At 64.6% G+C, this 14498-nt stretch carries 13 protein-coding genes; 6 read left to right on the top strand and 7 right to left on the bottom strand.

Annotated features, from left to right (window positions below; all coding sequences use genetic code 11):
- Nucleotides 1-17: 17 nt before the first annotated feature.
- Genes JGU72_RS01140 through JGU72_RS01130 form a run of 3 tightly spaced genes read left to right on the top strand, consistent with a single transcriptional unit; the run spans nucleotide 18 to nucleotide 2673 of the window.
- Entirely contained in the window at nucleotides 18-998 is a 981-nt protein-coding gene (locus JGU72_RS01140) for an ATP-binding cassette domain-containing protein (protein WP_199681921.1), read from the top strand.
- A 5-nt stretch (nucleotides 999-1003) separates the two neighbouring features.
- On the top strand, nucleotides 1004-1813 hold the full coding sequence (locus JGU72_RS01135; protein ID WP_199683124.1) for an ABC transporter permease: 810 nt from the start codon (nucleotides 1004-1006) through the stop codon (nucleotides 1811-1813).
- Entirely contained in the window at nucleotides 1813-2673 is an 861-nt protein-coding gene (locus JGU72_RS01130) for an ABC transporter permease (protein WP_199681920.1), read from the top strand. Before JGU72_RS01135 ends, JGU72_RS01130 begins: the two co-directional genes overlap by 1 nt.
- Here JGU72_RS01130 and JGU72_RS01125 read toward each other — a convergent pair.
- Nucleotides 2670-3461, bottom strand: a complete 792-nt coding sequence (locus tag JGU72_RS01125) for a LuxR C-terminal-related transcriptional regulator (protein ID WP_199681919.1) — start codon at nucleotides 3459-3461, stop codon at nucleotides 2670-2672. The two genes, JGU72_RS01130 and JGU72_RS01125, sit on opposite strands and share 4 nt — an antisense overlap.
- 187 nt (nucleotides 3462-3648) lie before the next feature.
- On the opposite strand from JGU72_RS01125, the gene JGU72_RS01120 reads away from it, so the two are divergent.
- Complete coding sequence (locus JGU72_RS01120; RefSeq protein WP_199681918.1) at nucleotides 3649-5247, top strand: AMP-binding protein; 1599 nt, start codon at nucleotides 3649-3651, stop codon at nucleotides 5245-5247.
- On the opposite strand, the gene asnB is transcribed toward JGU72_RS01120, so the two are convergent.
- Complete coding sequence (gene asnB / locus JGU72_RS01115) at nucleotides 5244-7169, bottom strand: asparagine synthase (glutamine-hydrolyzing) (RefSeq protein WP_199681917.1); 1926 nt, start codon at nucleotides 7167-7169, stop codon at nucleotides 5244-5246. The two genes, JGU72_RS01120 and asnB, sit on opposite strands and share 4 nt — an antisense overlap.
- Nucleotides 7170-7399: 230 nt before the next feature.
- Here asnB and ctaC point away from each other — a divergent pair, with 230 nt between their 5' ends.
- Complete coding sequence (gene ctaC / locus JGU72_RS01110; protein ID WP_199681916.1) at nucleotides 7400-8467, top strand: aa3-type cytochrome oxidase subunit II; 1068 nt, start codon at nucleotides 7400-7402, stop codon at nucleotides 8465-8467.
- A gap of 50 nt (nucleotides 8468-8517) precedes the next feature.
- Nucleotides 8518-8934, top strand: a complete 417-nt coding sequence (locus JGU72_RS01105; RefSeq protein ID WP_199681915.1) for a cytochrome c oxidase subunit 4 — start codon at nucleotides 8518-8520, stop codon at nucleotides 8932-8934.
- 58 nt (nucleotides 8935-8992) lie between these two features.
- Here JGU72_RS01105 and JGU72_RS01100 read toward each other — a convergent pair whose 3' ends face one another.
- From JGU72_RS01100 to qcrC, 5 genes are all read right to left on the bottom strand, one after another.
- Nucleotides 8993-10165, bottom strand: coding sequence for a zinc-binding dehydrogenase (locus JGU72_RS01100; RefSeq protein ID WP_199681914.1), 1173 nt, complete (start codon nucleotides 10163-10165; stop codon nucleotides 8993-8995).
- A 26-nt stretch (nucleotides 10166-10191) separates the two neighbouring features.
- Nucleotides 10192-10563, bottom strand: coding sequence for a VOC family protein (locus tag JGU72_RS30510; RefSeq protein ID WP_307828256.1), 372 nt, complete (start codon nucleotides 10561-10563; stop codon nucleotides 10192-10194).
- Between the two features lie 109 nt (nucleotides 10564-10672).
- The gene (gene qcrB, locus JGU72_RS01090) at nucleotides 10673-12364 is read right to left on the bottom strand and encodes a cytochrome bc1 complex cytochrome b subunit (RefSeq protein WP_199681912.1); all 1692 of its coding nucleotides are present in this window, start codon (nucleotides 12362-12364) and stop codon (nucleotides 10673-10675) included.
- A complete protein-coding gene (qcrA, locus tag JGU72_RS01085) occupies nucleotides 12361-13566 on the bottom strand; it encodes a cytochrome bc1 complex Rieske iron-sulfur subunit (protein ID WP_199681911.1) in 1206 nt (401 codons plus the stop codon). The genes qcrB and qcrA overlap by 4 nt, the downstream gene beginning before the upstream one ends.
- On the bottom strand, nucleotides 13563-14444 hold the full coding sequence (gene qcrC, locus JGU72_RS01080) for a cytochrome bc1 complex diheme cytochrome c subunit (protein WP_199681910.1): 882 nt from the start codon (nucleotides 14442-14444) through the stop codon (nucleotides 13563-13565). The genes qcrA and qcrC overlap by 4 nt, the downstream gene beginning before the upstream one ends.
- Nucleotides 14445-14498: the final 54 nt, after the last annotated feature.

The raw sequence follows: 14498 nt of genomic DNA, 5'->3' as shown, positions 1-14498 counted from the left end.
CTGTTGGAGAAAATCACATGCGGGAATCAGAACCGTCCGTCGTAGTCGACGAGATCAAGAAGTCGTTCGGCGAGGTCCATGCGTTGCGCGGGATCAGCTTCCAGGTCGCCAAGGGCGAGGTCCTCGGCGTGCTCGGACCCAACGGTGCGGGCAAGACGACCACGGTCAGCATCTTGTCGACTCTGGTGCGTCCGGACAGCGGTAGGGCGATCGTCGCCGGTCACGATGTGGTCAGCGACCCCGCCGGCGTGCGCCGGTCGATCATGCTGACCGGCCAGCACGCCTCGCTCGACGACCTGCTCACGGGCTACGAGAACCTCCTCATGTTCGGTCGCCTCCTCGGTATGCGGAAATCCGTCGCGCGGACTCGTGCCAAGGAGCTGCTGGAGGAATTCGACCTCGTCGGCGCTGCGGACCGTCGAGTCGGGACCTACTCGGGCGGTATGCGCCGGCGCATCGACATCGCGTGCGGTCTGGTCGTCCGGCCCGAGGTCGTCTTCCTCGACGAGCCGACGACCGGCCTCGATCCGCGCAGCCGCCAAGCGGTGTGGGACCTCGTCACCAATTTCAAGAACCTGGGCATCACCACACTGCTGACGACCCAGTATCTGGAGGAGGCCGACGCGTTGAGCGACCGGATCATCGTCATCGATCACGGAACCGTCATCGCCGAAGGCACGGCAGACGAGCTGAAGGCGCGCACCGGCGGTAGCTATTGCGAGATCGTGCCGCAACGGCTCAAGGACATTCCGCAGATCGTCGCGGCGCTCGGTTCGCTGCTGCCCGACGAATACCGTGCGGCGCTCACCGACAGCTCCGACCGGATCGCCGTACCCGCGCCGGACGGCGCCAAGACGCTGGCCGAGGCGCTGCGCCGCCTCGATCAGGAACAGATCGAACTCGTCGACATCGCGCTGCGGCGGCCATCGCTCGACGACGTGTTCCTCAGCCTGACCGGGCATGCGGCCGAGGTTCCGGAGGAGGTGAACGCATCGTGACGGCAATGACGATCGACCGGAATCCTTCGGTTTTCCGCCAATGGTGGGTGCTGACCGTTCGACTGATCACGCCGACGTTGCGCAACGGCGAGGTGTTCACCGCGATTCTCACCCCAGTTGTCTTCACCGTGGGTTTCTACATTCCGCTGAACCTCGTGATGTCGTTCCCCAAGGACAACCCGCCGCATCACATGAGCAGCTTCGCGCAGTTCCTGATGCCGATGATCGTGCTGCAGGCACTCGCATTCAGCGCGATCTCGGCGGCCTTCCGGGCGGCGACGGACACGGTCGACGGCATCAACAAGCGTTTCGGCTCGATGCCGATCGGTACCGGCGTACCACTCGCGGCGCGCATGTCGGCGAACATGTACCGCTGCGTGATCTCGATCGCGGCGGCCATCGTCTGCGGGTACGTGATCGGGTTCAGGTTCGAGAACGGCCCGCTCTATACGGCCGGCTTCCTCTTGTTCGCGCTCGCGGTCGGCGCGGCGCTCTCGCTCGGCGCAGACGTCATCGGTTCGCTGTCGAAGAGCCCCGAAGCGACCACCCAGTCGCTGACGTTGCCCCAGTTGATCCTGGGCATGTTGTCCGCCGGCTTCCTGCCCGCCAGCCAATTCCCGGACTGGATCGAAGGATTCGTGCGAAACCAGCCCGTCTCACAGTTCGCGTACGGCATGCGTGCGCTGGCCGGGGACACCACGGACGGCGCCGGAGTCGTCGACTGGCCGACAATGGGCCCACCGCTCGCGTGGGTCATCGGGCTTGTCGTCGTGTTCGCGCCGTTCGCGGTTTACGTGACATCGAGGAGGCCATGATGACCGCGCAGCCCGGAGTCGCCAAACACACGCTCGAGACGCAGTCGGTGCCCGACAAGCCACACTCGCGTCATCGTAGAAATCGCGAGAACGCGCTGGGTGTGCTCATCCCGCACACGTTCGTGCAGACCCAGCGATTGTTGTTGCGCTGGTCGCGTGATCCGCTGACCGTCCTGCAGGCCCTGGTCTTCCCAGCGTTTCTGCTGATCATGCTGAACACCGTGCTGGGCAACCAGATCACGAAGTACGCCGATTACAACGCCCTCTACGGCACTGTGCCGATGACGACCCTCGTCGGCGTCATGTCCGGTTCCATGGCCGGTGCGGTCGCGCTCGGCCGCGAACGGGATTCGGGTCTGCTCGCTCGCTTCTGGGTACTGCCCGTCCATCGCGCGTCCGGGCTGCTGGCCCGAATCGTCGCGGAGGGTGTGCGGATTCTGTTGACGACGATCGTGCTCCTCATCGCCGGCATCGCCCTCGGCTTCCGGTTCGATCAGGGCTTTCTGCCTGCCGTCGCGTTCATCCTGGTGCCGCTGATGTTCGGCATCGCGTTCTCGGTTCTCGTGACCGCCGCGGCAGTCTTCACGGCGAAAGCAACACTCGTCGAAGCGATTTCGCTGCTGAGCTCGCTGATGATGTTCTTCAGCACGGGCTTCGTCCCGGTCTTCGCGTTCCCGCTGTGGATCAAGCCGGTCGTGGAGTATCAGCCCATGTCGCTGACGATCGAGGCGATGAAGGGCCTGTCGCTCGGCGGACCCGTCCAGGGTCCGCTCATCGGGTCCCTGCTGTGGTCGGCGGGCTTGATCGCCGTCTTCGGTGCTCCGGCGTTGCTCGGATACTTCCGCGCAAGTCGGCGCTAGGGCAGTAGTCCCAGTCGCCGCGCAACAACGACGGCCTCGTTGCGCGACCGCACGTCGAGCTTTGCCATCGCACTGCGCAGATAACTCTTCACCGTCTCCGGTCCGACCGACAGTCGTTGCGCTGCTTGCTGATTGGTACAGCCAAGTGCGACCTGAGAAAGGACGTCCAGCTCGCGGGGCGACAGCGCAACAGCACCCCCGGGAGCTACATCACCCGCGATCGAGCGCGCGAGCCTTTCGCTGACTGCGCGCAGGCGCCGCTGCAGGCCGGCGTCGTCGACGCCCTGCGCGATGCCGCGCAACTCCGCATGAATCCCGCGGAGTTCTTCGGTCTGTACGCCGTCGACCGCTCGCTCCGTCGCCGCCGCGTCGACCATGCGGAGCCGGCGGTCGACCTCGTCGCGAATCGCGATCTCGGTGGCCAGCCGACGGCACGCGCCGATCACGTGGTCCGCCGTACGGTCGCCGATGGGCGTGGTCCCGCGATCGGCCGTGTAGAGAACCGCGCGGGCTTTGCCGTCGACGACAACCGGAACGGCCAGCACCGAACGGATGCGTTCGCCGAGAACAGGGCCGTCGTAGTGATGGGTGATCGACGACGAGTTGGCGTAGTCGGCAACCGATGCCGCGCGCAACTGGTCCATCACACGTCCGCCGAGACCCGAGCGTGGGGGGATGACCAAACCGTTCAAGCCACTCGTCCAGGTACCCACGAATTCAGTCAGCTGGAGGTGACCGTTCTGTACCTCGCCACCGAACAGGACGGGGGTATCGATCTGGGCAGCCATCAGCCGGAGCTCGGCGCGCAGCGCGTCGCCGTCTCGTGGTCGCAGCAGGGCGGTCGGTCGGGTGGGCGAGGGGATACCCCTTTCCGGGGGTGGTGGGCAGGCCGGTGTGACCTACATCCTATTTGAAAGTGCGAGCTTCCCATTTGAAGCCCGAGCCACACCCCGTGGCGATCGAAGGAGAGACGACATGACGGCTGCACGTGTGCGTGAATTGCTTGCCCAGTACGACACCCCCGACGCCTGTGCGGCGTACCTGCTGTGCGACCGCCACCCGAGCGCCGACGTCGCATTCACGGTCGTCGAAAGCGACCTGACCTCGACCGACCTGACGTTCGGTCAGCTGCAAGAGCAGTCGACTCGCTTCGCCTCCGCGCTGGCAGACCTCGGCGTCGAGCCCGGCGACCACGTGGCGACGCTGATGGGCAAGTCGGCCGAGTTGGTCGTCGCCCTGGTCGGAATCTGGCGTCTCGGTGCGGTCCACGTGCCGCTGTTCACCGCGTTTGCGCCCCCGGCGATCGCGTTCCGCCTCGAGAGCAGCGCCGCGAAGGTCGTCGTCGCGGACACGGATCAGCTGCCCAAGCTCGAACCGGGCGAGGACATGCCCGCAGATGCGCCGTGGCGGGTTATCGCCGCGGGTGCCGGGACAGGCGCTGAGCTGCGATTCGCAGACCTGCTCGCCGCCGGTTCACCGGAATTCGAGGCAGCGGCGATGGGAGCCGACGCGCGATTGGTGCAAATCTTCACGAGCGGCACCACTGGAACGCCGAAGGGCGTGCCCGTACCGGTCCGCGCGCTGGCGTCGTTCCACGCGTATCAGGAGTTCGGGTTGGACGTCCGCAAGGACGACGTGTTCTGGAACGCCGCCGACCCCGGCTGGGCATACGGCCTCTACTACGCGCTCATCGCGCCGCTGGCCGCGGGCGTGCGGAGCATCCTGCTGCACGCCGGCTTCTCGGCCGACCTCACCTGGAAAGTGATCGAGCGGTTCGGCGTCACCAACTTCGCGGCCGCCCCGACCGTCTATCGGAGCCTGCGCGCGGCGGGCGGTAGTCCGGCGGTGTCGCTGCGCCGCGCGTCGTCGGCGGGGGAGCCGCTCACACCCGACGTCGTGTCGTGGTCGGCGCACACGCTGGGTGTTGCGGTCCGCGACCACTACGGGCAGACCGAGCACGGCATGTTCATCGCCAACGGCTGGCACGACGAGGTCGGTCGCGACGTCCCGGCCGGATCGATGGGCCGACCGCTGCCCGGTTGGACGACGGGCGTGCTCGAAGACGGCTCCGACGACGTCGCGCCGGTCGGAAAGATGGGCCGGGTCGCGATCGACTGTGCGAACAGTCCGCTGCTGTGGTTTTCCGGCTACCTGGACGCGCCCGAAAAGACGGCGTCGCGCTACACGGCGGACGGGCGCTGGTACATCACCGGCGACGCCGGCATGGTGAACGACGAAGGGTTCTACTTCTTTTCCGCGCGCGACGACGACGTGATCATCATGGCCGGCTACCGCATCGGGCCGTTCGACGTAGAAAGCGTTCTGGTACTGCATGATTCGGTAGCGGAGGCCGCAGTGGTCGGCATGCCCGACGAGCTGCGCGGCGAGGTGCTCGAAGCGTTCGTGGTCCTTCGCGACGGTTACGCGGGGACGCCGGCACTCGAAACCGAACTCCAGACCCTCGTCAAGAAGAAGTTCGCGGCCCACGCCTACCCGCGGACCGTGCACTTCGTCGACGGCTTGCCGAAGACGCCTAGTGGAAAGGTCCAGCGGTTCGTGCTGCGGTCCCGCTAAGGTGCCAGCTCGTACTCGGGCTCTTGGATGTTCGGCACGATCCGCTTCTCGACGAAGATGCCGTGCCAGATCATGAAGACGAGCAGTGTCCACAGACGCCGGCTGGCGTCTGTGGTGCCTGCCCGGTGCTCGTCGAGCATGCTCTTGATGGCGGCCTTGTCGAGCAGGTGATCGGTCTGCGATTCGTCGATCTGCTGGTGCGCCCAGTCGAACAGCTCCGGCCCGCGCAGCCAATGCCGTAGTGGCACGGGGAAGCCCAGCTTCGCGCGGTGCAGTACGTGGCCGGGAACGATGCCTTCGAGTGCCTGGCGGAGGGCGTACTTCGTGGTGTCCTTGGTGATCTTCTGCTCGAGCGGGATCTGCTCGGCCACCGCGAACACCTCGGGGTCGAGGAACGGCACGCGCAGCTCGAGCGAGTTCGCCATCGTCATCTTGTCGGCTTTGACGAGGATGTCCCCTCGCAGCCAGGTGTAGAGGTCGAGGTGCTGCATTCGTGTGACCGGATCCCAGCCCTCCGAGCGCGCATAGATGGGTGCGGTGACATCGGTGTGGGTCCACTCGGGCCGGAAGTCGCGCAGTACCCTGCGCAACTGGGCGTCGTTGAAGCTGCGGGCATTTCCGTAGTAGCGCTCCTCGAGCGTCATCGAGCCGCGGTTCAGCAAGCTTTTGCCGCGGCGGCCCTCCGGCATCTTGTCCGAGAGCCGAGCGGCGGTGCGGCGCAGTCCGGGGGAGAGGCGCTCGAACGGCTTGAGGCTCAGCGGTTCCCGGTAGATGGTGTATCCGCCGAACAACTCGTCTGCGCCTTCACCGGACAGCACGACCTTCACGTGCTTGCGCGCTTCCTTGGCAACGAAGTAGAGCGGCACGAGCGCGGGGTCCGCGACCGGGTCGTCGAGATACCAGACGATCTCGGGGATGGCGTTTGCGAACTCTTCGGGACTGACCACCTTGACGATGTGGCGGGCGCCGATCGCTGCAGCGGATTCGGCTGCGACGTCGACCTCCGAATAGCCCTCCCGCTCGAAACCCGTTGTAAAGGTGATGAGTTTCGGGTTGTGCCGCATCGCCAGCGCGGCGATCGCCGTGGAGTCGATTCCGCCGGACAGGAAAGACCCGACCGTGACGTCCGCGCGCATGTGCTTGGCGACCGAATCTTCGAGCGCATCCGCGATCTCGCGGTAGCGCGCGGCCTCTGTGCCCTTGACGAACGGCCGGACCCGGAACTTCGGCTGGAAATAGCGCGTCACCTCTGGGGTGTCACCAGGTCGAACGTGGGCGTAGCTGCCCGATTCGAGACGCTGAATGTCTTTGTGCAGGGATTCGGGCTCGGGCACGTACTGCAGTACCGTGTAGTGCTCGATTGCGCGCGGGTCGAGATCGGTGCCGATCCCGATGAGCGGTGCCAGTTCGAGGAGGCTCTTCTTCTCACTGCCGAACGCCGTGCCGTTCGGCCCGGACGCGAGGAAGAGCGGCTTGATGCCGAAGGGGTCGCGCGCAAGGAAGAGTTCCCGCGTCTCGGTATCCCAGATCGCGAACGCGAACATGCCGCGCAATCTCGTGACCGCCGTCGGGCCCCAATGATGTAAGGCTGCGACGATCGCCTCGCTGTCACCCTCCGTATGGAACTGTGCGCCGTGCTTTTCCGTCAGTTCGGCGCGCAGTTCGAGGTAGTTGTAGATCTCACCGTTGAAGGTGAGGGCGTACCGATCGGGGTTGGATGGCGGACCCCAGCGCAGCGGCTGATGCGAATGCTCGATGTCGATGATCGACAGGCGGTTGAAGCCGAGCACTATGTCGTCGTCATGCCACGTGCCGTGCTCGTCAGGGCCGCGGTGCCGCAGGCAGTGCATGGCTGCATCGACCTGCGCAACGGCGTCGTCGCTCGTTCCGTTCGACGTCAGAAATCCGAGCAGTCCGCACATTGCGTTTCGCCCCTCCTCATAGCTTTCGAAGTCGAATCGGCAGGTCGATCGCCCAGGAGCGGGGGTTTCGCCGAAACTCCACGCCGAGTATGCCGTAACCGGTCCGGAGTGTCGGTCCAGACCCAACGCCGAACCGCCCCCGGACTTGGTCTACGCTGCGTAGTATTCGAGCCATCCCGGGTGGCTTGCACTCGTAACTCGGCCATCGAAAAGCGGCGATAAAGGAAGGCGTGAACGTGGCGCACAGTCGGATACTTCGGCGAGCCGGGCTAGCTGCATCCCTCGGTTTCTCCGCGTTGGTGCTTTCGGGTTGTTCCATCGACAACGAGGTCCTCCGCTTCGGCTGGCCTTCCGGCGTCACCCCCGAAGCGCACCAAATGCGTGAACTGTGGACGTGGTCGGTCATTGCGGCGCTCGTCATGGGTGTCATCGTGTGGGGCTTGACGTTCTGGACCGTCGCCTTCCACCGCAAGAAGGCCGACAGCCCCGATTTCCCCCGCCAGACGGGCTACAACGTGCCGCTGGAATTGAGCTACACCGCAGCGCCGTTCGTCATCATCGCGGTCCTCTTCTACTTCACCGTTCTCGTGCAGAACGACGTGAACACGAACGATCGTGATCCCGCGGTCGTCGTCGATGTCACGGCATTCCAGTGGAACTGGAAGTTCGGCTACCGCAGCACGCCCACCGAGCCGGATCTCTCGGACCAGGGAGCCGAGAAGGTGCTCGACGACGCGGCTGCCGAGGCGGCCGAGCGGACGAACGAAGAAGGCCACCCGCGGCCCGGTTCGGTCCACGGCAAGGATCCGTACGACCTTTCCTACCTGCGCTACGACAAGATCGAGACCATCGGATCCAGCGAAGAGATCCCTGTTCTCGTCCTCCCGACGAACCGTGTGATCGAGTTCCACATCGCTTCCGCGGATGTCATCCACGCTTTCTGGGTGCCGGAGTTCCTGTTCAAGCGTGACGTTAACCCGAACCCGGAGCAGAACCACTCGGAGAACGTCTTCCAGATCACGGAGATCGAACGGACCGGTGCGTTCGTCGGTCGTTGCGCCGAGATGTGCGGCACGTTCCACTCGATGATGAACTTCGAGGTCCGGGCGATCGAGCCCGAGATGTTCGACAAGTATGTCGAGTACCGGATGTCGGGTCTTTCCAACGCAATGTCGCTGACCAAGCTCGGCGAGGAGAACCCGGAGTGCGGTGAGCTCTGCAGCCCGACCGCCACGACGACGTACCCCTTCAGTGCCAAGCGCGACTTGAAGTCCGTTGTCGTTCGCGACGACAACTGATCCGGCTCACGACCTGACCAACAGGAAATCTCAGTAAGGACGCGAATTCGATGAAGATCGAAGCAAGACTCTTCGAGCTGTTGACGCTGTTCGCCTTTCTCGTTGCCGTCATCTACGCGATCTTCACCGGCGTATCGCGGACAGGTGTCGAGTGGGCCGGCGTGACCGCCATCGTGCTCACCGGCGGCCTGTGCCTGATCATCGGCACGTACTTCCGCTTCGTCGCACGGCGTCTGGACCTGCGTCCTGAGGACTACGAGGATGCCGAGATCATCGACGGCGCCGGCGACCTCGGCTTCTTCAGCCCGGGTAGCTTCTGGCCCGTCACGCTGGCTGCTGCGGCCGCACTGACGGCGACAGGCTTGGCGTTCTTCGAGCCGTGGCTCATCGCGGTCGGCGTCCTGTGTGTGCTGTTCGCGGTCGGTGGATTGCTCTTCGAGTACCACATCGGACCCGAGAAGCACTGACCCGCAACTGACTTACCTCGAGGGGTGCCTGGATCTCCAGGCACCCCTCGAGCACTTTCTAGGCCTTCGCGAGTTGCGGTTCGGTCGCGCCACTCGAAGGGTCGATCAGTATCTTTGCGTGCGTTTCCGGATCTGCAAGCGTGGCAAACGCGTTCTCGACGCCCGCGAGGCCGACCTCGCCGGTGAATACGGGTCTGCCGTCGACCTTGCCGTCGGCGAGCAGGTAGAGGGCATCCCGGAATTCCAACGGGGTGTAGCCGAGCACGAACCGCAGGTCGACCTCCTTGTTGATCGCCATTGCCGGGCGGATCTTGTCCTTTTCCATGCACACGCCGACCACGACGATGCGCGCTGCGATCGGAGCTGCGCTGATCAGGTTCTCCAGTACGCCGGGAGCTCCGACGCATTCGAACACCACGGGATGCTTGGGTGTGGTCAGCCCGGCTACGTCCGCGGCGCGGAAGACGTGCCACCACAGCGGGACTCGACGCAGCTTCTCCATGCTCGAGACGGCGAGATCGAACAACGCGGGTGCACTGTCGAAATGTCCGTGGCCCGTCGTGGCGGTGAACGGTGAGTCCACGGCAGGATCGATGACGATATCGGCGCCGCAGGTACGTGCGAGAGTCCTTCTGCCCGAAGAGAAGTCGCTCGCGACGACGGTGCGAACACCGTTCGCCTTGAGCATGGCGATTACGGCAAGGCCGACTGGTCCGCAACCGATCACGATGGCAACCTGCCCATTGCCGACCTGCCCGCGCCGTACCGCATGCAAGCCGACCGCCATCGGCTCTGTCAGAGCAGCCATTTCGGTCGACAGACCGTTGGGCACAGCGAGCGCCAACGACTCCTCGACGAGCATCTGCTCGGCGTAGCCGCCGGGCGCTGCGGCCGACAGGCCGGTGGTGTGGACCTGATCGCCCGACCGCAGCAGTGGAAACGCGACCACCCGCGTGCCGCTCTTGTCGAATTTGCGAGTCTTCGGTCCGTGCTCGAGGATCGCGCCGCAGAATTCATGTCCCATGACGACGGACTGGTCCGACCGCATCACACCGTCGTAGCCGATCTCGGCTGCGATGTCGGCCAGTTCGTCGCAACTACGCCGCGCATGGAGGTCCGAGCCGCAGATACCGCAGCGCAGCACCTCGATCAGTAGCTGGCCGGGCCCAGGCACAGGCGTCGGGCGGTCGACGACCGTGAGGTCGCCGTTCTGACAGCTGACGGCCTTCATAGGGCTCCTTCTCGGGATTGGACGGGTTACATGCCTGCCGGCGGAATACAAACGCAGAAGAGATGACCGGCAGGGTCGCGCAGGACTCGACACCGGTCGGGTGCAGCTTGGAAGGCGACGAGGGTTGCGCCGAGGCTCACTGCGCGGTCGGCTGCGGCGTCGAGATCGTCAACCGCGATATCCAGGTGGATTTGTTTGGGCACGGTGTTCTCAGGCCACGAGGGCGGTCGGTAGTCGGGTACTCGAATGGCGGTCAGAAGCAGATGAGGTGTGCGAACCGCGACGAACTTCTCCGTAGCGGCAGCGATCTCACCGTCCAGGAGCGCGCACCAGAAGCCCGCGAGGCTCCCGGGGTCATCGCAGTCCAGGGTGATCGACCACAAGCGCGCTACGGCCACGTCAGCACACGTTACGCACGTCTCGGTGGGGGAGGGGGCGTATGGGGCTGTACACAGCAGAAGGGCCCGAGTCCGTGTGGACTCGGGCCCTTCTACGACGCGTTGCGGATCAGTGGTGGCTGTCGCCGTTACCGGACGACCCGTTGCCCGACGACCCGTTGGGTGAGGAGCCGTTGCGGTTGCCATGCACCTTGTTCTGGTAGGCCTGCAGGATCGCAAGCTGCCGGTGCTCGGCTTCGTGCTCGGCGGCGATGATCGCCTCGGCCTGGTGCTTGGGGTCGGGCCGCAGCATGCTGCCCAATCCTGGCTTGCCGGCAGACCCAAGCTTGTTCATCCGGTTCGGAACCGCGGCACCCTGGTACTCGAGCGGGATCGGGTGGCCGTGCTCGTCGACCGGGCCGAGCGGCTGGTGGACCTCGATGTACTCGCCGTGCGGCAGACGCCTGACGATGCCCGTCTCGATGCCGTGCTCGAGGATCTGACGATCCGCGCGCTGCAGGCCCAAGCAGAGGCGGTAGGCGGCGTAGTAGGCGATCGGCGGGACGACGAGGCAGCCGATGCGGAAGATCCACGTCGTCGCATTCAGCGAGATGTCGAACTTCAGCGCGATGATGTCGTTGACGCACGCCAGTGTAAGCAGCAGGTAGAACGAGACGGCCATTGCACCGATGGCGGTGCGGACGGGAACGTCACGCGGGCGCTGCAGCAGGTTGTGGTGCGCGTCGTCCTTGGTCAGCGCTTTTTCGATCCACGGATAGGCGAAGAGCAAACCGAAGACCAAGCCCATGATCAGAGCGACAGCGAACACAGCCGGAACGGTGTGACCGAATGGATAGATTTCCCACGCCGGCCAGAGGCGGGCCATGCCGTCCGTCCACATCATGTAGAAGTCAGGCTGCGATCCTGCCGAAACCTGAGCGGGGTTGTAGGGCCCCAGGTTCCAGATCGGGTTGATCTGAACGAGACCGCCCATCAGCGCGATGATGCCGACGACCAGCGCGAAGAACGCGCCGCCCTTCAGAGCGAACACGGGCATGATCCGAACGCCGACGACGTTGCTCTCGGTGCGTCCCGGGCCGGGGAACTGCGTGTGCTTCTGGTACCAGACCAGTGCCAGATGCAGACCGATCAGGGCCAGGATGATGCCGGGGAACAACAAGATGTGGAACATGTAGAGGCGCGGAATGATGATCGTGCCTGGGAAGTCCCCGCCGAACAGCGCGAACTGCAACCACGTACCGATGATCGGGATGCTCATCGTGATACCGCCCATGGCGGCGCGGAGACCGGTGCCGGACAGGAGGTCGTCAGGCAGGGTGTAGCCGAAGAAGCCCTCGAACATGGCGAGCACGAGCAGCAGGCAGCCGATCACCCAGTTGGCTTCACGCGGACGACGGAACGCGCCGGTGAAGAAGATGCGCAGCAGGTGAATGATGATCGAGCACGCGAACAGCAGAGCTGCCCAGTGGTGGACCTGGCGGACGAAGAGACCGCCACGGACCTCGAACGAAATGTCGAGCGCAGTCGCGTACGCCTTCGACATCTCGACGTTGTTCAGCGGCTCGTAGGCGCCCTTGTAGGTGACCTCGGCCATCGACGGGTCGAAAAAGAGGGTCAGATACACGCCGGACAACAGCAGGACGATGAAGCTGTACAGCGCGATCTCGCCGAGCATGAACGACCAGTGCGTGGGGAATACCTTGTTGACCTGGCGTCGAAGGCCGGCGGCGAGGTGGTAGCGAGAGTCGACTGCCTCGGCTTGGTCGGCGGCTTTCTGGTTTACGGCTTCCTTGATGCTCATGTTGTTTCGCGCTCCCAAAATGCCGGACCGAGGGGTTCTATAAAGTTACCAGCGGCAACGAGGAACGGTCCAGGCTCGCCGTTGGGTCCCTTGTCGATCACAGTGAGCGGCAACTGGGGCAATGCCCTGGCCGCGGGTCCGAAGATCGGCTTTCCAAACTCCGTTGCCAGGAACTGCGATTGGTGGCAGGGGCAGAGAATGCGGTTCGTCTGCTGCTCGAACAACGAGGTCGGGCAACCGAGGTGCGTGCAGATCTTCGAGTACGCAAAGTAGTCGCCGTAGTTGAAGCTTTCCTGGCCCTCACGCTTGATCGCGTTGTTGGCGTCGTCGGTGCGGAGGCGGATCAGCATCACGGAATTGCGAATACCGCGCAGCGCCTTGAAGAGCTTCTCCTCGCTCGACTCGCCGTGCGGGTCGTCGTGCGGATCGTCGACGAGATCCGTTGCGCGGAAGGGGAATACGGTTTCCATCGCGCCGGCATCGAGATCTTCCGGACGGACGAGCTCGACCGGATCGTGCGGACGACCGGTGTCGCGACGCAGGTAGATCGCTTCGCCCTTGAACTTCGGGGTCCAGCCGGAGACCCAGAGCGGCGAATCGTCGCCCTTGGCCCACGGGTTTTTGATCATCGACCCGACGAAGGGGAGCACCGCGGCGAGACCGGCTGCGCCGACCGCGAAGAGACCACTGCCGATGACCATCTTGCGACGGCCGATCGTCGAGGTCTGCAACGAGTCACCGAGGACGGCGACGACGGTCTTCTTGTCGACCTCGGTCGAACCACCGTCGTGGCGGTCCTGGATCGAGACCTCTTCGGGAATGAACTTCTTCGTGTACAGCACGGCCGCGATGCCGATGGCCAGGACCGCGAGGCCCAGAGTGAGGCCGTAGACCGGTGTCGCGAGGGTGTACATGATGTAGCCGTCGTCGTCCTGACCACGGTATTCCCATGGCCAGAAGATGTAGGCAGCCGCAAATGCCAGGCCCGAAAGCCCGGCGATCGTGAACCAGAGAGCAATGGCTCGCTCGGCTCGCTTCTCGGCGATCGTGCCCTTGACCGGCCAGCGGTCGCGGCGGAATACGACATCCACCCCGTCCAGCGCGGTGCCAAGCTTGAACAACTCCTCGCTGCTCATGTTCTCGAGCTCTTCGCGGGTGTAGTCCTTCTTGGGCTCGTCAGCGCCGTGTCCGGCGTCGCTCATGACCTTGCTCCGATCCACAGTGCTGCGCCGACGACGGCGACGATTCCAATGCCCCAAATCGCGAGAGCCTCGGTTGCCGGGCCCAATCCGCCGAGGCCGTATCCACCCTGCGGATAGGTCTCGGTCGCTGACTTGACGTAGGCGATGATGTCTTCTTTTTCTTCTTGCGTGAGCTGGCGATCCGAGAACTTCGGCATGTTCTGCGGTCCGGTCAGCATCGCGGTGTAGATCTGCTGCTCGTTCGGTTCGACCAGTGGGGGAGCGTACTTTCCGGAGGAAAGGGCGCCGCCGCGACCGGTGAAGTTGTGGCATGACGCGCAGTTCAAGCGGAACAGTTCGCTACCGCGGGCAATGTCGTTGCCGCGCAACGACTGCATTGCCAGTACCTCTTCGCCTTCGGCGTTCTTCTCCCGCACGACGCTGGGGCCGCCACCGTTCGCCGCGACATACGCGCCGATCGCGTCGATCTGCTCGGACGTGAACTTCTCCGGCTTACGTTCGGCCTGCGCTTCGTTGCGAGCTGCGGGCATGCGTCCGGTGGAGACCTGGAAGTAGACCGCTGCCTCACCGACGCCGATCAAGCTCGGGCCGCCGCGCGACGTCACACCCTGCAGGTTTGCGCCGTGGCAGGTGATGCACGAGGTGTCGTACAGCTGCTTGCCTTCGCGGATCAGCGCCTGCTGATCCTTGTCCGCGGTTGCGACCTGGGGGGTCGGCGTAAACACGGAGGCGAGAAGCCCAGCACCCGCGAGGCCGAGCAGAAGGACCATCGCACCTGCAACGCGGCGCCGAAGCTTGCGTTGCCGACGGACCTTTGCGGCCGCTCGGGTGTCACCCGGGCGGCTTGGCTCTGCTTCTGACGGTGGGGAGGAACTCATCTGGTATCCCTTTTTGTCGCGGGGGCTGTTGGGGGACCGACGGGCCGACTGGTT

This window comes from Antrihabitans auranticaus (genome assembly GCF_016481275.1).
Classification (GTDB): Bacteria; Actinomycetota; Actinomycetes; order Mycobacteriales; family Mycobacteriaceae; genus Antrihabitans.
The sequence above is the reverse complement of the archived record's forward strand: the minus strand, read 5'-3'. Positions and strand labels throughout refer to the sequence as shown.